The following is an 18777-nucleotide window of genomic DNA, read 5'->3' as shown; positions in this document are numbered from 1 at the left end:
ACTTCATCCCCTATTAATAAGTTTATCAGCAGGTACTCCTACAACTGTAGTCTCCGGAGGAATATCTGAGAGAACTACAGCACCAGCCCCGACCGTAGACCATTCTCCTATGCTCACACCAGGTATGACTTTACTGCCGGTGCCTAGAAACGCCCCTTCACCAACAGTAACATTTCCCGTAAGAGAGACACCCGGTGCTATATGTGCATGCGAGCAAATCCTACAGTCGTGATCTACACCGGATAACGTATTTATGATTACGTTATCTGCTATGACCGAATGAGGGTTCACTACTGCACCAGGCATGATGACGATCCCTTGCCCCAATCTTGCATATTGCGAGATATATGCATTTGGACTAATCACGTTGACTGGAGTAAAGCCAATTGAAAGCAGTTTATGAAATAGCTTCTTCCTAATTCGATTGTCTCCAACTCCAATACAAAAACGGGTGATCCCTTTATCAAAAAGGCTAGGCAGAACAGAATCATTCCCCAGGTAAGGGACACCGCACATCTCTTGGTGCTCCTCATTATCGGTAAATCCAACAAGTTCGCAAGTCTCCATCCTTTGGATGATGTCCATCACTACTTTGGCATGGCCACCTCCACCGATAATTATTGCCCTTTCCAACCCTTCCCCTCCCTTATGAACATTCTCCAGTAGTCGAGCAAGTCAGACATGGTCTGTTCAATCTTATGAGTTGGCTCCCAGCCTATCTCTTTTCTAATCTTTGAGCTATCCCCAAATTTCACAGGTGTCTCGTTGTGTCTCAACTTATTGGGGTCTACTTCTATATTTAGTGATTTGACTTTTGAAAGTTGAGTTAATAAGTCAAGTAAATCAGAGACAGATACTGCTTGTTGGGAAGAAACATTGTATACTTCTCCGCTTACCCCTTTTTCCATAAGCAAAAAGTAAGCGTCAACTACATCTCTAACATCTAAAAAGTCTCTTTTGACATTTAAATTGCCTACAGTTAATTCACTAGTTGCACCAATTTCGATTTCTGCCACCTGTTTTGCAAAGCTTGAACATACAAATGCTGGCGATTGCCTCGGTCCGGTATGATTAAACGGCCTTACTCTAATAATGTTCATCTCATAGGTATTTGCATATTGCTCACTTATTAAATCTGCACAAGCCTTCGCTCCAGCATACGGATTAACAGGTTTCATTAGATCTGACTCTTTAAATGCACTTCCTGATCCTTCACCATAAACTGCGGCTGAACCTACGAAAAGAACTTTTGGTGCAACATCCAGCCCTCTCAAAGCTTCATATAAAGATAGAGTTCCGTTAACTATTGTGTTGTAGGTAACCCTCGGCTCTTTTATGGTAAATGGAACAAAGGCGGAACCCGCCAAATGATAGATTTGATCGGGTTTCTCCTTTTTCAACACTTTACGCAAATGTGCTTCGTCCGTGACGTCGCATGAGATCAGCCGAATTTCATTATCATCAGTCTTAATGGATCTAGCCAGACCAACTACTTCGCAACCAGCATCAAGTAACCTTCGACATAAGTAGCTCCCCACAAAACCGGTAACTCCAGTAATTAGAGCCTTCAATTGATCACATCCTACGGATAAATTAGTTACTAATCCGTTTAACCCTCTCCATATCTGAATCTACCATGAGATGAACCAATTGTTTGAATGTTGTTTTCTGTGGACTCCACCCCAGCTTGTTGATTGCTTTTGTTGGATCACCCAGAAGCAAATCAACCTCGGCTGCTCTAAAGAACTTCGGATCAGTAACCACATAATTCTGATATTCTAAACCAACATGACTAAAGGCAATTTCGCAAAACTCTCTAACTGAATGAGTTTCACCGGTTGCAATGACATAATCATCTGGTTTGTCCTGCTGTAACATCAACCACATACATTCAACGTAATCTTTTGCATAGCCCCAATCCCTTAAAGCATCTAAATTGCCTAATCTAAGTTCGCTTTGGCGGCCCTGTTTGATTTTTGCTACTGCATCAGTAATTTTTCGTGTTACAAACTCGATCCCGCGCCGTGGCGATTCATGATTAAACAGTATGCCCGAGCAAGCAAACATATTATAGCTTTCTCGGTAATTCACCGTCATCCAGTGCCCGTAAACTTTAGCTACTCCATATGGACTTCTTGGGTAAAAAGGAGTTGCTTCCTTCTGTGGGGTTTCAACCACTTTACCGAACATTTCACTGCTGGACGCCTGGTAATATCGAGCATCTGGTTTAACAATCCGCAGGGCTTCCAGCATGTTAGTTACACTTAGTGCAGTGACTTGACCCGTCAAAATGGGTTGATCCCACGAGGTGCCTACAAAAGACTGTGCTGCAAGATTATAAACTTCATCAGGATCAGAAACCTTTACCGCATGAATAAGAGAACTTAAATCCATTAAATCCCCATCAATAAATTCAATTTCATTGATCAAGTGGTTAATATTTTCCAAAATAGGCACACTAGTTCTTCTGCGTAAACCAAATACTTTATATCCCTTTTCTAACAAAAGATCAGCCAAGTATGATCCGTCTTGTCCTGTAATTCCCGTAATTAATGCCCGTTTAGTCATATAAAAATATCTCCTTTTCATGGTTATTGCGCAAACTACCCATCTATAGGTACTGTTCTAGTTTCTGAACCTTCAACTCTTTTATCAATGATTTTACCTCTTGGGCTTTTTCCTTTTTGCAAATCAATGTAACATCATCGGTTTCTACAATAATTAAATCCTCGACACCCAGAGTTGCTATTAACTTACCGTTACTTTCAATAATACACCTTTTAGTATCTATACTTAGAATATTCCCATTAATCGCATTCCCATTTTCATCAAGATCATTAATTCTTTCTAACGCAGTCCAACTCCCGGCATCATCCCAACCCAAAACACACGGGATAACATAGATATTATTGACTTTCTCCATAATTCCATAATCAATAGATTGATCGGGCATTTTAGGAAACTCTGTCTTAATCACTTTATCTCTTGATTCATTTCGGAATGATATTTTCATCGTTTCTAGTAAATCGTGCATTTGAGGCATAAGCCCACGAATATACTTGCGAATAACCGATGTCCTCCAAACAAAAATTCCACTATTCCAATAATAATTTCCAGCCTCAACATAAGCCTTAGCAAGCCCCTCATCAGGCTTTTCAACAAACTGGTTAACCTTATGAGCATAGTGGTCATTTACTAGAAATTTAGTTGTACTGCTCTCAATGTAACCATAACCTGTCTCGGGATATGTTGGGGCGATACCTAGTGTCACAAGACACTCGTCTTGTTGACTCACAACTACTGCAGCCTTTAATATACTTACAAATTCATCTTCGTTTTTAATAATATGATCCGATGGAAGGACAATCATTGAGCTGTCTGGATATCTTTCCTCAATGATAATAGAGGCTAGTCCAACACAAGGGGCTGTATTCCGCCCAACGGGTTCAATAATAATGTTTTCTTTTGACAAATCAGGTATTTGCGCCTTTATTAATTCGGCATAAGATTCGTTGGTGATAATAAAAACTTGCTCCAAAGGGATAAATTTCTGCAATCGATGCACGGTCTGCTGAATCATTGATTTATTTCCGGAAATATTCAGAAACTGTTTAGGTAAATTAGTTCGACTCTTAGGCCAAAAACGTTCACCTTTTCCTCCTGCTAATATCAAACAAGTTGTTTTCATGTCATCCTCCAAACTTAAATCCTTTAATATAACCCAATCTTTCACAAATCAACTTACCTATCTTTTCAGGAGAATGGTATAGCTTGATATAACGTTCTCCTTCATCTGCTAACATTTGATAGTACCCCTTGTCATTTACTAGTTTGATCATATATTCACTTGCATGAGAAATGTTTGGGTTAGCCCAATGTTGATATGCTTTATAGGGACCATGGTCCTCGCCAAGCTTAACTAGATCGTAATCCACGAGACAAGAGTTTTTATGGTTCATAAAGTCTGTTGTTGAAGACCAGTTTGTTCCTATGACGGGCTTCGCTAAATACATAGCTTCCGCAATAACTAAACCAAAACCTTCGCTACGATGAAGGGAGATAAAGCAGTCCGTTATACTGATTAAAGCATTGACATCATTCCTGCTGATAGTTTTATCAATTAAGTATATATTCCGATATTCAGCGACCAACTGCTCGATTTCCGCAAGATCAGTCGATTTCCCACCAGGGTTGTTAACTTTAACTACTAAACCAACGCTCATGTCATCCGGTTGAAATGATAATTTGAAAGCCTCGATCGCTGCCTTTGGATTCTTTCTTTCTTGAAAGCTTTTATTGTCATACATTGAGAGAAACAAAAAACTACCCTTAGGCAAGCCAAAATAGCTTCGACTTCGACTTTCGTTGATAACAACTTCAATCGAATGAGGGATCTTTACCACAGGTATTGGACTTTTAAAAGAAATTGATTCTGCCACAAATGTTGATGGTACCCATATTTCCTGGAGAAAGCTAAAGTTAACCAACCATTCATCTGGAAAATCTGGAAGCTCCCAGTGCCAAAAACCTATGTTATACCTTCCTTCAAAAAGTGAAGGGCCGTAATACGTATAGACGTCTTTCATTTCCGCAGCATTAATATGAAAAATGTTAATACCATACTCAGGTCCTGTAACTTCTTTATGCTTCCATGTTAAGTCTGCCATTCTCGCGCTGCTAGTTCCTCTGAAATTCATAATACCAAAAGGAGCTCCAACCGCATTTAGACTCCTTGCTGCCGCACGGCAAGACTCACCTACTCCCATCTCAGCACGAGAATAACCAACAAGATTGATTCCTTCCTTAAAATTCCGATTGTATGATGATACTGCCATATTGGGAGTGTTAACAGCCTGATTCGTCAATACAGTTCTAACACGCTTTTGAATTTTTTTAGGAACAATGTTTGAAACCAATGGTTTACATAGAATCGCTAACTTGTATAAAAATCGATACACCTTGCTATTAATAACAATCACCGCCAAAAGAATCCATTATTTGTAATTCTTCTCAAAAATCTAGCTCCGTTCTGTCTACTATGCTAAAATTATTGTCGTATCTATTAGCAAAGGAGATAAACACGTGTCGAAACCAGTATACGGGAAAATGGCCGAAGCGTCGAGAAATGGGGAAAAGTTACCTGTGACGCTTTGGGTGTTGTTGATCGGTTTAATTTTGTTCTTGGTCTGGGCTCCGTTCCAGGCTGGGTTGTTTAATGGGCTTGTTCTTGATTTCGAAAAGCCTATGTATTGGGCGGTACTGATAGGCAGTTTGCTTATGCTAGCCTGGGTTGGTGCTTTCTTTAAGAATATCAAGTTAGAAGATCAGCGTGATTGGTCGGCCTTATTCGTTCTGATAATTCCCATAACTTACATTATCGCACTGATTTCGGCAGCAAGCCAGTACTTTGCTTCCAATATGGTACTGATTCAATCACTTTATGCTTTTTTGTTCATTATTGGGTTGTATTTACTACAGAATCGAAAGACGAACAAAGTTATTGAAATCACTATAACCGCTGTTGCTTATTTGATTGTCCTATTCGGTTTGTTCAATTGGTTAGGACAAGGAAGAACGGTGTCAGCTATTGTCGGTTGGTTTACCGGAACGGTAGTAAATGGGCAATATACCCAAGCAGTTTGGGTGGATGCTATTGGACCGCGTCTGGCTTCGGTATTCCAGTATCCGAATACGTATGCAGCATTCTTAATGGCGTTTTTCTTTGTGGCTGTATTTGCGATTACTCGTTCGAAAAAATGGTACGGTCAAGCTCTCCATGGCTTTATGTTAGTACCCATTGTGCTGTCGCTGCTACTGACTTTATCACGCGGCGGTTTAGTTTTTCTGCCGATCGTATTTATCGTCCTGTTGCTGTTCCTGAAGCCGGCTAAACAAATCCTTTGGATTATCTACTGTTTAATTGCTGGTATCGCTACGCTTGCAATTGCAAAACCGGTAACGGAACTTGGGCAGCAATTCCATCTAGGACAAATTGGCGACCCGGCCAAAGGGTGGATCTACGTTCTGGTTGTTTCTGTCATAGTTGCAGCTCTAGCCTGGTTAATTCAGAGCATGGTTTCCCCTCGTTTGGATAATGGCACAGAAAGATGGGCCAGCAAGAGACTGTCTAGCTTGTGGCTGCCATTGGCTTCAGTGGCTGCGGTAGGCATACTGGCATTCCTCCTACTTGCGACGAATCTGAAGCACGTTCTACCGGGGGATATCGGAGCACGTTTGGAGAACATTAACCTCCAACAGCACAGCTTACTAGAACGGTTAACCTTCTACAAGGATGCCGCGAAAGTAGTTAAAGATTATCCAATTATCGGAGCTGGTGGCGGTGCCTGGGCTTCGATCTATGAGAAATACCAGAACAACCCGTACACCAGCCGTCAAGCGCATAGTTTTGTGATGCAGTATCTCGTTGAAGTCGGGGTTCTGGGCTTCCTCGTTTTGATCGCTTTCTTGGCTTTTATTATCTATAAATACATCCGTGGTTATATCAAGGCAGATGAACAAAATCGGGAATCCTATTTTGTATACTTCATCATTGTACTCTCCATCCTGATGCACAGTTTGATGGACTTTAACATGAGTTACGTTTTTCTGGGCATCCTGGTGTTCTTGGGACTTGCAGGTATGGCAGCGGCCATGGACAATCGTCCCGTCAAAAAGTTCTCCGTTAAGCCAGGTACGATGCGTGGTTTGTACAGCACGTTGATGGTGGTCGCGTCTTTGATCTTGATCTTCGTATCGATCCGGAACATCCAAGCGGCCGGAGCTGCGGCTAAAGGCAAAGAACTGATTACGACCAGTACGGACTTCCAAGAAATCAAAGCTCCGCTGGATGAAGCATTAAAGAAACGCAGCGGTCAACCGGATGCGGTACTGTATCTGAGCTCTCTTTTGCAGGCCGGCTTTGATCAAACGAAAGATGAAGCGTTCGCCAATCAGGAACAAACTCTCCTGACGAATGCGCTAAAAAAAGAAGCCTTCAACAAGGATATGTACAAACAGCTGATTAAGCTTTATCAGACCAAAGGCGAATACGACAAGGCTTTTGCGGTATACCGCGATAACGCCGATCGTTACGCTTATGATATGAACTGGTACGAAAACTTGATCGTTCAATCCTATGAGCTGGGGTATCAGAAGCTTGGCGAACAGGATGTCGCCCAGAAGGAGCAATATTTCCAAACCGGGCTGGCTGCCTACCAGCATGTTGTGGATGGGGTGGAGCACCTGAAGACATTGCCTAAGGGGCAAATGCAAGGGAATCCGTTTGAGATCACGCAACCGATGGTTCTGAATGCCGGCAAAATGCAATTCATGATGAATGATCCCGCTAAGGCCGTGGAGATCTTCAAAGTTGGAATTAAGGATGATCTGACCGACGGGACAAACCGCGAGATTGCACGCTGGTATCTGGCAGCCCTACAGAAGACTGGAGCCAGCGACCAAGCTGTATATGACCGGTTACTGCAAGTCGATCCGTCCGAGAAGGATTCAATTGAGCAATTAGCTAATCTGACGTTTTAATCAAAAAAACGGTCTCTCCCAAAGGAGAGGCCGTTTTCTAGTTCAAGCTATCCAAAATAATCTCCGACATGTATTTGATCAGTTCGTCGCGAAGCTCGGGGTTCTCGAGGGCGTAGTGGATGGATGTCTTGATGAAACCCAATTTCTCGCCGACGTCGTGGCGGGTGCCTTCGAAGTGGTAGGCCAACACCCGTTCCGTTTCGCCTAGCTGCGAGATCGCGTCGGTCAACTGGATCTCTCCATTTACGCCGATGCGTTGGTTTTCGAGGATATCAAAAATGGCCGGCGTTAAAATGTAACGGCCCATGATAGCCAGGTTGGACGGTGCTTTGCCGACTTCCGGTTTCTCTACCAGCTGTGTCGCCTGGTAGACGCGGTCCCGAATCCCCACGGGATCAACGATCCCGTATCGGGATACTTCATCCCAGCCTACCGGCTGAACTCCGACGATGGAAGCCTGTTGCTCGTCGTACACTTCGATCATTTGCTTGAGGCACGGCTTGCTGGATTCCACGATATCATCGCCGAGCAGCACCGCAAACGGCTCATCGCCGATAAACTTGCGTGCACACCAGATGGCATGGCCGAGGCCTTTGGGTTCTTTTTGCCGAATATAATGAATGTCCGCCATTTCCGAGGATTTGCGCACCTCTTCCAGCAGCTGATATTTCCCTTTCTCGTTCAGATTATATTCCAGCTCAAAAGAGGTGTCGAAATGGTCCTCGATCGCCCGTTTGCCTTTCCCCGTCACAATAATGATATCCTCAATCCCCGAAGCAACCGCCTCTTCCACGATATATTGAATCGTCGGTTTGTCGACAATCGGCAGCATCTCTTTGGGCATCGCCTTCGTTGCCGGCAGGAACCGCGTCCCTAAGCCGGCTGCAGGGATAATCGCTTTGCGGATTTTCATGAAAGCATGACTCCCTCGTTCCAAGAATAATTTCACTGGTGTCATTATACCATATCCCTGCCGATGGTTCGCAAAAAGGACCCCGAGGTTTACCCCCGAAGTCCTACTGAAGTTATAAGTAAGTTAATAACGATTTAGCACACCGGATTTACTGGATCCAGAATTTCCGCCATGTGAAGCGCTGAGGAAGTTTTTCCTCGTTGCGAATCCGACTACCCGGTTCTGGCGTGTGCAGGAAACGTTCGGTGCCGAACTCAATTCTACGATATTCTTGTTCGCCGCCGATTTCCAGCCGTCCTTGTACACGGGTCACGACCGACTGCATCTCGAGGAATCCTTCAAACATCACTTTCACCCTCCTAAAAGTTTGTGATCGAAGCTTGAAACGGGCATTTTCGTCGATATCCTTTATACTAGCAAACCCGCTTCGCATCTACTTTGTTTACGCTTTCATTATAACACATCATCGATTTTTTGATAACCGATAAAGATCGGTTATCACCCCTATGAATAACGAGTTCACAAACCTTCCACAAGTTGTATTTGATAGGAATACAGGTGTCCTTATGGGGTGTAGCCGTCCTTCTAGGGAGGACATTTGTAAGTAGGTTTTGTTCGTTATAAAGAAGGAAAAGGAGCCGTGATGGGAGGGGGTGAGGCAACGGATCTGAGGGGCGTTATTTGCTTAAAGTTTGGGGCTGCGGATTTTAACAGACTCCAGAGACCTTATTTGACGCGATACGGAACGTCCTGGAAATAGACGAATAGCGTCGATACGGTCCGTTAGAAGTGGGGTACGTTGGCAGTGGCGGTTATTGCATTTCACACAATGCAAAAAGGAAGCCCTCACGGCAAAACCACTGCCGATAGGGCTCCCTCCCTAAGTCCTTACTTCACCAGCTGTCCGCGCGTAACGCCGAGTTGGTTGGTGGCTTTAAGTGTCTTCCAGACCTGCGTGCCGCTGATTTCTCCGCGAAGCGCTTTGTTATAGAGTTCAATGACCTCGTGCACCTGCTCCGGCGTTTCCTCGAGGAATTCGACGCGGTATTTGAATACGCCTAGCTCAAGAAAATGGCTCAAGTACTCCGCGCCCGATTGCTCGATAGCGTTGTACACCGTATTCCGGCAGCCTTCGTCGACGCGGACGGGATGGGACATGCCGATCCGGTCCTGCAAGGAAGCGCGATGCTCCTCGCATGGCCGACCGCAGTTGGTGTAGTCGGTCCCTTCGCTGAGGAAGGTGCAGTACACGCAGTGCTCGGTGTGGAACATCGGCAGATGCTGGTGGATCACGACCTCCATGTCAGCTGTAGGGCTGACATGGAGCAGATCGACCATCTGCTGGATGTTCAGGTCGTAGGACGGCGTTACCACGTCGCAGCCGACTTCCAGGAACAGCTCGGCCGTCTTGTGGTTGGCGATGTTCAGCGAGAAATCGCCAATCAATTGCGGATGCACGGCCGACGGGTTCTCTTGCCGGTGGCGCAGGTAGTAATACAGCGCCCCGGTGTTGCGCACCAGCACCGCGTCGGGCTGGAGGCGCAGGATGTTGTTGTGGTAGCCGTTTTCGCCCGGCATGTGGATGCGCGGCGTCGCCAGCGCAATCCAGGCTCCGGCAGCGCGAACGGCGTCCACCGCTGCCAGGAACTGCTTGATAAACTCGAAGTCGGCGTAGATATGGGATACGCCGGCTTCCAATGCAGCCTGCACCTGCGGCAGGCTGCGGCACAACGCGGCGAGCTGCGCTCCGCCGCGCTTCACAGGCGCCGCGGGGCCGCGGCGCTGCGCCTGCTGCGGTTGCCCCGCAACCGCAGCGTCCGCCCGGGTCCACACGGGCGGCTTCGGCCGCTCGGCGGCGAGCAGCTCCACCGCCCGCCGGCGGATGCTGTTCAGCTCTCGCATCGGCAGGATCACGTCGCCATAGAGCTCCGCATCCAGCTTCTCGAGCTGGAACACCGTGCCGCCGAGACGCCCGAATTGCTCTTCGAGCAGGGCAGCGTCCATCGGCCGTTTTTGCGCGACCTCGAGCTCGAGCTCCGAGTCGACTTGCACCATCGTCCCCTTCTGTACATCCGTCCAGAAGGTCGACAACAACCCGCCGGCGTGGCCCACTGCCCGCACCTGCACCGGGAAGACGCGGTACGGCTTCTCGGTCTCATACGTCTGGCGCAGTCGTTTGTCGAGCGCCGGATCGTTGGTCTTCCAGATCCGGTCGCCGACATGCACACGGCGCAAATCCACGTCATTGCGGCCCGGCACAATATCCACGATCCAGCCTTCTCCGGCTTCGCCTTCCTGCTTCACGCCTTGACGGCGCAGATCGTAGACGCGGCCACCTTCTTCTTTTTGCGTCGGATCCCCGGCATCAAACACAATTCCGTCCCCACGCTTTAACGGCGCCTCCAGCTTGCAGACCACACCATCGCGCAGCACTTTCTCTACGCGGCCCAGGTACACACCCCGGCTTTTCGGGAATGTCCCGTCCAGCAGCTTCTTATTATTCGTCCCTTCCAGGAAGCCATGCGTAAAACCGCGCGAGAAGCTCTGCTGCAGCTCACGGATCTCTTCCTTCGACGGACGCGTATCGTCCCCATCAAAATAACGATCAATCGCCTTGCGATATTTACTCACTACGTTGGCGACGTACTCCGGACTTTTCATCCGACCTTCGATTTTAAAGGATGTCACACCGGCCTCGATCAACTCCGGCATGATGTCGATCGCCGCCAAATCCTTCGGTGATAGCAGGTAGGCCACATCCCCCATCGGTTTCTGTTCCCCGTCGACCATTAGGTCGTACGGCAAGCGGCACGCCTGCGCACATTCACCCCGGTTCGCCGAGCGTCCGCCCCACATCTCCGACGTCAAGCATTGACCCGAATAGGACACGCACAGCGCCCCATGCACGAATACCTCCATCGGCAGCTTGGCTTGCTCCCCGATCACCTTGATTTGCTTGAGGTTATTTTCACGGCCTAGCACCACGCGTTCCATATTCCACGGCTTCACGAACTCCACCGCTTCCGGCGACGTGATCGTCATCTGCGTCGAACCATGGATCGGAAAGTCCGGCGACAATTCGCGGATCAACTTCACCAACCCGAGGTCCTGCACAATCACCGCATCCACGCCCCCGTTAATGCACGCCTCGATCAATTCCTGCGCATCCCGCAGTTCGTCCTCAAATACGAGGATGTTGAACGTCAGGAAACCTTTAACCCCATAGCTGTGCAAAAATGCCATAATCTCCGGTAGCTCGTCCATCCGGAAATTGTTCGCCCGCGCCCGAGCATTAAACTTCTCCACGCCGAAAAAGATCGCGTCCGCCCCGTTCGCCACCGCCGCACGCATGCAATCCCAATCGCCCGCCGGCGCCAGCAGCTCTACATCCTGCCGCGTTAACGTTGTCTTGCTCATATAGGTCCTCCCAAACCGGCTAGCGCCGGCATCTATTCAACTTGATTCGGAAATTTCAAAATTAAAGTGTCAACCAACTTATATATTCTAGCAGACATTGCCCGTGCACTCTAGCTTTTCCATCCATTCGCAAGGAAAAACATGGGTACCCCGCATACTAGCTGTATGCTAACGGAACGAGATGACTTTATTCGCCTATTTCCCGGCCATTTCCCGCGCTTAGGGAACCAGAAGACCTTATCCAGCACATTTCTCAGCTAATCGACCTCTGGAGCGCCAAATAACGGCCTCTCGTTCCGTTACAATCCGTGTATCCCCTCACCGGGCCTAATAAGGTCTGTAGATTCCGTTATGTCACTCCCCAACCCCAACCCGCCCAGCAAAAAAGAAGCCGACCAGACCCGCAAGAGTCCCATCGGCTTCTCCATGAATTATTTGCCCCGCTGCGCCCGCGAAGTCTGAATGATCTCCGCCGCCTGGCGGATGATCTTGTCGAGCGACGCTTCGTCCGTCGCATCGTAATCATCGATGTTCAGTCGCAGCACCGGACAGGCGCTGAACTCGTTGATCCAGTTCGCGTACCGTTCATGCATATGCTCCCAGTAGGAGACATCGGTTTGAATCTCCATTTCCCGGCCTCTCAGCTGGATCCGGTTCAGGATGGACGTCAGATTCCCTTCCAGGTAGATCAACACGTCCGGATGCGGAAAATACGGCGTCATCACCATCGCCTCAAACAAACTGGTATACGTCTCATAATCTGTCTTCGACATCGTACCTTGATCGGCGTGCATTTTGGCAAAAATTCCGGTGTCCTCGTAAATCGAACGGTCCTGGACATATCCGCCGCCCGCTTCGACGATCGCCTTTTGTTCTTTAAACCGCTCGGCCAGAAAATAAATTTGCAAATGGAAGCTCCATCGCTCGAAGTCGTGGTAGAACTTCTCCAAATACGGATTGGTGTCAACCTTCTCCAGCGAGGTACGGAAGCCGAGTCGGGAGGCCAGCGCGGTAGTTAACGTGGATTTACCAACGCCGACGGTACCCGCTACCGTAATCAAAGCGTCCTGGGGGATGCGAAGTTCATGACTCATCTCTATAAGTGCTCCTTTATCTTGGCAACGATCTGTTCAAAATGTTCTGGATGTTCAACAAAATCCAGCTCATTTCCGTCAATCGTAATAATGACCGTATCCGGTTCCTGCGTGCGAAGCTGCGTAATCGCCATTTCGTAATCCTCAATCAACCGTTCCAGATAACCCGGGTCGATATCCTGTTCAAAGCTGCGCCCGCGTTTTTCAATTCTTTTCAGCAGGGTAGCCAGCTCTGTATGAATGTACACAATCACATTGGGTTTGGGAAGATCGTCAGTCAGCAGATGATAGATCTGCCGGTATTTTTCCCGTTTGTCTCCATGCAGCGTGCGCTGAGCAAAAATCCAGTTTTTATAAATATGATAGTCCGACACGACCGGTAAACCCTGGGACACATAATTTTGCACCGTATCCTCTAATTGCTTATACCGGTTGCACAAAAAGAACATTTCCAGTTGAAAGGCCCATTCCTCAATATTCTGATAGAACTTATCCAGGAAAGGGTTCTCGTCCACGATCTCCTTCAACAGGGGATAATCAAACCGCTCGGCGAGCATCGTAGCTAATGTGGTTTTTCCGGCTCCGATGGCGCCTTCCACGGCGATAAACGGGCATGGCTTCTTCACTTGATGGTCCTCCCAAATCTCACTTGCCTGAAAAAATAGACTAGAACATTGTAACATAGAATTCTCAGAATCGTGGGGAGAAGTTAGCGAAAAAAGAGGAACCGTGTCGTCCGAACCAGGGTATGGTTCCGAGCAACACAATTCCCCTATCTGTATAGCCTTCGGCTAGTGCGTCACCAGCGGACGAAAGTCATCCCAGCTCGACAAATCCGCATGATAAAATGCCACATCTCCGTCTTTCAGTACGTAGCGGCGTCCATAAGGATCCATCACGTTCCGCGCGAACCCTTCCATCCCGGCCCACTGGTTCATCAGCGGCGCGCGGATGTATTGGAGATACGGCTTCCCGGTATCCCCGTTCCGAACCGTTTCGATGTTGAAGTTCACGACGATATATCCTTTTTTCAAAAAGATCGCCGATCGATCCGTCAGCCCCCCATGCGTTCGTCCATACTCGGCCACGCTCGTGCCCGCCGGAACGGCGTACAATTCGGCAGGCAGGCTGTATTCGCCGTACCAGCGTTGCACTGCGGCATTCACCCGCGCCGGATCAACACCGGAGGGAATCCCCGTCTTCGGACCAATCAGAGTGCGCACCCCTTCCGGTAAACGCAGCAAGCTGAAGCTGCCGACCGGTGTTTTTTTCAACGATGGCTTCTGGATAAACCACTGCACAAACTGACTGCGCCCAATTCCAGCCACTTGGTTAAAGGTATACTCGTGATCGTATTGATAGAGCGCTGTATCCGTCAGCTCTTCGACAGGCACGTTTCTCAGTCGATCGTTTAGAATCACGTATCGCTGCACCTGGTCCGCTGCCGAACCGATCCGTACGTAGTTTCGTTTTCCGGTATGGTAATACAGATCGATGGGCTGCCGGTTACCGTTCGTTGCGTCGATGAAGTCAAACGAAGGAGTAATCACGATTTGATCCAATGGGCTAAACATATTCCCTTTCGTTTTGAGGTCGAATTTGAAATGGTACCCGGTTTTGATGACGGCGTTTTTGTACAGCGGATGACTCCCCGGGCGAATCGGCAGCGTGTATTGCATTGTATTCCCTCTTGGCGCCCCATCAATACCGTTTAGTCCCACCCAATAAGCGTTCCCTGTCGGCGTCCGGCTTCCGGTTGCTGTCCGAAACACGCCTTCCCAGTTGTAATCGGCGATATCCGTCACCTGAAAATCATACACCCGTCCAATCACGTCAACCGGCACCGTTCCGTAAGCGATATGATGGCTGAGGTTCAGGTTGGCGTTCGTCTGCTCCGTGGCTCCGGAAGGCGCGTTATGTGCAATAGAGCGGAACTCGACGGTATAGAACCCTTCGTCCACCCAAACGGGCAGGTAGAAAGCAAATTGCTCCCGAGACTTGTCCACTTCGATCCAGGTGTTTTTCGGATAAAAGGCCGCCTTCGTCCCTTCATAGACATCAAACGGGAATCGAACCTGCTTGCTGCCGATGTATTTCAGATAGTCCCGGTTGCCATAACCCAGATCATTCGTATGTTGTCCACTATTCGGCATCATGACCGTAAAAGGCCGATCCAAAATGATCGCCGACCGCCCCGCCGCCGGTGTCGTCTTCTGATTATGAGCCCGATCGTCGGAGACGCCGGGGTACATCACCACGGGCGTATGTACAGTAACGCTGTTGATGCCGTAGATGGGGTAGCTTTTGTCAGAGCCGCCATTGATATTGCCGTTCATGAGCCCATAATAGATCGTTCCGGTGCTCGGCTGATCCGCTTTATTCGTCTTGCTGGTAGGAATGACATGTCCCGGACTGTACAGCACGTTATTGGAGATCTGCGCTGCCGCAGGGATTTGCCCCGGCCGTTGCCCAGCACGTTCCGTTTGGGAGCCGTTCATCACCGTACTTCCGTTGAAGATGAGGCTGTCGTTTTTGACTTTGACTTCATCTACGGCGTCCTCGGCATATGTCTTCAGATTTTCTCCACTAACGTCCGGCTTCGTCTTCCCGCCCGACTTGCTTCCGGACGGCGCTTCTACCGTGCTCGGCGGCGATGGCGGAGTATAACCGCTGGACTTCGTAGCGGCGTAGCTTGGAGACGAGTACCCGCTAGGCGAAATACGTATACCATTCCCCTCAAAAGCGTAATTCTGCAGCGCCGCCTCGTTGATTTTGTAAACCTCCAGGTTATCAATGACCCAGAAGGAATACTTCCGCTCGATCGTATACGACTTCGTCACCGTCTCGCTGGCCGACTGCGGATCCGGTTCAGTGTGCTTGTTCCCCTTCTCGTCCGTAACTTCCTTCCCGGGATCCCAAGTCAGTTCATACGTACGGTTTACCGTAATGTCAAAGCTGCACGTTCCGCTCATTTCCACAAATTTATTTTTGGATAAGTAACTTTTTGCAAGAACATTCCCATAGAGACTCTCCGTTGTCGGGATTCCGTCCAAAACATTAAACCGCTCACTCCCGCGGCTATCCGCCCGAATAACCGCACTGACCGAAGGATCGTTTAGCGGAACGTCGATGGAGTTGCCGCTGGGTGAAGGGGAGGTGCAGCCGCTGGTAGGATTACCCGGATCTCCGCCGGGCGGCGATCCCTGTTTATCATAATAGTAGAAGACGTAATAAGTTGAGAAATTTCCTTCATACTTGAACCCTGTCGGGTCTCCATCAGCTTCCGTCGGACCTCCCTCCGGTTCTTTATCAATCCTTTTTTGATAGCCTTTGTATGTATAGTTTGGTGGGGGATTCTGTCTATGCTCCGCTTGAAAAGGTTGATTCATAACGAGTTTATGCGTTTCATTCTTAAAACCGTCTACCCCATCCAGCGGAGTTCCTGTGGTGGTGAAATACTTGATTACGGCTTCTCCTTCTTGGGGCTCTAACGTAAATTCAAATAGAATCGGGAAGTAATAGCGGTAGGCTTTAACACCGGCTCCGAATTCGCCGGGGCTGTGTTCCTGCTCAATCACATCATAAAGATCGTTAGAATATAGTCTCCCTTGAACACCTAATCTGAATGAAATATTACTAGTACCTTCACCCGATATTCCTTCAGGTGTTCCTACGGAGTTTACTTGGGAGAAGTATCCCTCCAATTCATTTAAGTTACCGGCTCTTGAGTTTCGAAAGTACTCAATATGCTTTGGATTATTCGCGGAGAACTTTGTAACTGTAACATCTTTTACTTTTCGACCAGGGAAAGGAAAACTGTAGGTATGATATAACTCATTGCTTCCAACGTAATCTCCAGGCGCCTTTGTAGTCCATTGTCCTGCGGAATTTGACCAAATTTCATAAGACATAAATCCAACAGCATATCGCTTGTTGGGATCGCCTGTCGGATCTTTATAAGGAGTAATATGAGCATTTCCAAAATCAGAACCTGTGGCTCCTCTTATTTCTTCCGAGAACAAAGCTACAGCTATTAAAGAAATGAGTACCAAGCACAATGTTTTCAACCCTATTCGCTGAAACAATGTCGACATTCACCTACTTATATCAAAAAATCATTCTTAATAAATACTGCAGCATCCGAGTCTACATCCAGCCCAACAAAATCCAAGTCTTTGAACTTTACGCTCTTATAATTTCTATCACCAAGAATATCCTCATCTTTACGAGCAATAATTCTATGATACTTAATTCTCAAATCACTATCTTGCTTAACCCTTTCTCGGAAAACATTTACCTCACCTCTATATCTCAAAGGTTGACCCTTTTGTAGCAAATAGTAGGTTAGCCCAGTTATTGATTTACTATCAGATATAGATCTAAGATACTCCATTCCATCAGCTGACTGAGCATAATCAATCCGATAAATAATTTCATTTTCGAACTGTATCGGGAAATCATCTTTATTTAGAATTCGAACTTGAGAGTAAGTGATATTTCCAAATTTCAGAACATATTCGCCCTTCTTGAACAAATCCAAATACGGCTCAATCGACACCGGCTTCGCCACATCCTCCAATTTAGGGACTTCTGTGCTGCCGATCCATATGTATTGATTTACGCCATCCCATTTTACGGTTTCGCCTAAAGCTTGGCTGACAAAACGAAGCGGTACCAACGTTCGCCCGTTGACGGCAACCGATGGTGTATCCAAAGTGACGGTTTCCCCGTTAACGGTTGCTGTTTTCCCTCCAATCGTCATGGCGATTTCGCGGTCACCTTTTTCTATCGCTATGTTCTTTCCGGTTAACGTCAATTTGCCGCCAAGTTTATCCGTTACAAATCGCAATGGAATTAATGTACTCCCATTTTTGATTTGTGGCCGGACATCCGGGAAAGCGACTCTGCGTGCATCAATCAGCACCTCGATGGACATGTTTTTTACCTTTGGAATATCTGCGGATGCCGCATTTGTGTCTTGTCCAAAGTTCAACCCAAACAGAATGAAGCTGCACAAACCAATTAATAGCTTTTTCTTCACTTCCATCACTCCCATGAAATATTATTTCTTCACCCATTCATTGAAATAGTCCCTATCACACTCCCCATTGCTTGCATAATTTTCCTGGGATATAATAAGGATAAAGAAGGGAAGGGAAGGGACGAGGCACATTCGCCCCTCCCGGAAAAGGATGTTGCCCTAACGTTTGCGGCGGTGGGAGCCATCCTTTTTTCTTTTGCCCGCAAATAGCATCCTTCAGGAAAAATATGTATCCTCACTAATTCGCTACCCTCATCCATACACCTCCTTTCTTCTTGCTTTTCTGATAAATTCATCCATTTATCACAAACAAAAAAAACACACCTCGCCATCGGAATGATGTCAAGGTGTGCTTCACCTGCCACTTATTATAATCCATATCCTGTAAATTGAAAAGACACTCCATCCCTCCATCAGGAATAAAGTGTCTCAGCTTATTTCATATGATGAAATATGTATCCCTCACTCTGGCTTAGCTAAACCAAGTTTTGATCATAATCGCATCGGACGCCAAAAAGACCAACAGGCTGATGATCCCGAAAGCGATCGCGAACAAGTTCTTCTTCGGGCGTTCAGTTACCAGGCGGATGACGCCGATCAAAATGATGATCGTAAACAAAATCATAAAAATATCGAACCCGTTAAATGTCGTTGTTTTTGCCGTTTCTTGCGCTGCTTCGAGCAACATCGCGAAACCTCCTCTTGAAATCCACGAAATCACAACTCTTCTTCTATGTTATCTTCCCTCCCGTTCGGATGCAAGAGGAAAGACA

Annotated in this window: 14 protein-coding genes; 1 reads left to right on the top strand and 13 read right to left on the bottom strand. The window is 47.4% G+C overall.

The features are described 5' to 3' along the window. Positions 1-3: 3 nt before the first annotated feature. The 5 genes from M0651_RS18730 to M0651_RS18710 are packed head-to-tail and all read right to left on the bottom strand — an operon-like array spanning position 4 to position 4979. Positions 4-633 carry an acetyltransferase gene (locus tag M0651_RS18730; protein ID WP_248553254.1) on the bottom strand — a complete coding sequence of 210 codons (630 nt, stop codon included), beginning with the start codon at positions 631-633 and terminating at the stop codon, positions 4-6. Next, complete coding sequence (locus M0651_RS18725; RefSeq protein WP_248553253.1) at positions 618-1571, bottom strand: GDP-mannose 4,6-dehydratase; 954 nt, start codon at positions 1569-1571, stop codon at positions 618-620. The genes M0651_RS18730 and M0651_RS18725 overlap by 16 nt, the downstream gene beginning before the upstream one ends. A 22-nt stretch (positions 1572-1593) precedes the next feature. After that, complete coding sequence (gene gmd, locus M0651_RS18720) at positions 1594-2568, bottom strand: GDP-mannose 4,6-dehydratase (RefSeq protein WP_248553252.1); 975 nt, start codon at positions 2566-2568, stop codon at positions 1594-1596. A gap of 43 nt (positions 2569-2611) precedes the next feature. Next, positions 2612-3688, bottom strand: a complete 1077-nt coding sequence (locus tag M0651_RS18715; protein ID WP_248553251.1) for a mannose-1-phosphate guanylyltransferase — start codon at positions 3686-3688, stop codon at positions 2612-2614. A 1-nt stretch (position 3689) separates the two neighbouring features. After that, a complete protein-coding gene (locus M0651_RS18710) occupies positions 3690-4979 on the bottom strand; it encodes a glycosyltransferase family 4 protein (protein ID WP_248553250.1) in 1290 nt (429 codons plus the stop codon). 103 nt (positions 4980-5082) lie between these two features. Here M0651_RS18710 and M0651_RS18705 point away from each other — a divergent pair, with 103 nt between their 5' ends. After that, a complete protein-coding gene (locus M0651_RS18705; RefSeq protein WP_248553249.1) occupies positions 5083-7539 on the top strand; it encodes an O-antigen ligase family protein in 2457 nt (818 codons plus the stop codon). 37 nt (positions 7540-7576) lie between these two features. Here the strand turns inward: M0651_RS18705 and galU are convergent, their stop codons facing one another. The 8 genes from galU to M0651_RS18665 all read right to left on the bottom strand — a co-directional run bounded on the left by galU (position 7577) and on the right by M0651_RS18665 (position 18692). After that, positions 7577-8452, bottom strand: coding sequence for a UTP--glucose-1-phosphate uridylyltransferase GalU (gene galU / locus M0651_RS18700; protein WP_248553248.1), 876 nt, complete (start codon positions 8450-8452; stop codon positions 7577-7579). A gap of 148 nt (positions 8453-8600) precedes the next feature. Continuing rightward, positions 8601-8798 (bottom strand): hypothetical protein, encoded by a 198-nt coding sequence (locus M0651_RS18695; protein WP_248553247.1) that lies wholly within the window; start codon positions 8796-8798, stop codon positions 8601-8603. Between the two features lie 542 nt (positions 8799-9340). Further along, positions 9341-11869 (bottom strand): U32 family peptidase, encoded by a 2529-nt coding sequence (locus tag M0651_RS18690; RefSeq protein WP_248553246.1) that lies wholly within the window; start codon positions 11867-11869, stop codon positions 9341-9343. Between the two features lie 431 nt (positions 11870-12300). After that, positions 12301-12963: a deoxynucleoside kinase gene (locus M0651_RS18685; protein ID WP_248553245.1), complete on the bottom strand. Its 663-nt coding sequence runs from the start codon at positions 12961-12963 to the stop codon at positions 12301-12303. 2 nt (positions 12964-12965) lie between these two features. After that, positions 12966-13589 (bottom strand): deoxynucleoside kinase, encoded by a 624-nt coding sequence (locus M0651_RS18680; protein ID WP_248553244.1) that lies wholly within the window; start codon positions 13587-13589, stop codon positions 12966-12968. A 165-nt stretch (positions 13590-13754) separates the two neighbouring features. After that, positions 13755-16541: a DUF5704 domain-containing protein gene (locus M0651_RS18675; protein ID WP_248553243.1), complete on the bottom strand. Its 2787-nt coding sequence runs from the start codon at positions 16539-16541 to the stop codon at positions 13755-13757. A 524-nt stretch (positions 16542-17065) separates the two neighbouring features. After that, entirely contained in the window at positions 17066-18004 is a 939-nt protein-coding gene (locus M0651_RS18670) for a stalk domain-containing protein (RefSeq protein ID WP_248553242.1), read from the bottom strand. Positions 18005-18476: 472 nt separating this feature from the next. Beyond that, positions 18477-18692 (bottom strand): DUF2759 family protein, encoded by a 216-nt coding sequence (locus M0651_RS18665; RefSeq protein ID WP_248553241.1) that lies wholly within the window; start codon positions 18690-18692, stop codon positions 18477-18479. Between the last annotated feature and the right edge of the window lie 85 nt (positions 18693-18777).

This window comes from Paenibacillus mellifer (assembly GCF_023195895.1).
Classification (GTDB): domain Bacteria; phylum Bacillota; class Bacilli; order Paenibacillales; family Paenibacillaceae; genus Fontibacillus; species Fontibacillus mellifer.
The sequence above is the reverse complement of the archived record's forward strand: the minus strand, read 5'-3'. Positions and strand labels throughout refer to the sequence as shown.

Coding starts and splice junctions, on each gene's coding strand:
- M0651_RS18715 (WP_248553251.1), bottom strand. CDS start 3,688: ATGAAAACAACTTGTTTGATATTAGCAGGAGGAAAAGGTGAACGTTTT.
- galU (WP_248553248.1), bottom strand. CDS start 8,452: ATGAAAATCCGCAAAGCGATTATCCCTGCAGCCGGCTTAGGGACGCGG.
- M0651_RS18695 (WP_248553247.1), bottom strand. CDS start 8,798: ATGTTTGAAGGATTCCTCGAGATGCAGTCGGTCGTGACCCGTGTACAA.
- M0651_RS18690 (WP_248553246.1), bottom strand. CDS start 11,869: ATGAGCAAGACAACGTTAACGCGGCAGGATGTAGAGCTGCTGGCGCCG.
- M0651_RS18685 (WP_248553245.1), bottom strand. CDS start 12,963: ATGAGTCATGAACTTCGCATCCCCCAGGACGCTTTGATTACGGTAGCG.
- gmd (WP_248553252.1), bottom strand. CDS start 2,568: ATGACTAAACGGGCATTAATTACGGGAATTACAGGACAAGACGGATCA.
- M0651_RS18665 (WP_248553241.1), bottom strand. CDS start 18,692: ATGTTGCTCGAAGCAGCGCAAGAAACGGCAAAAACAACGACATTTAAC.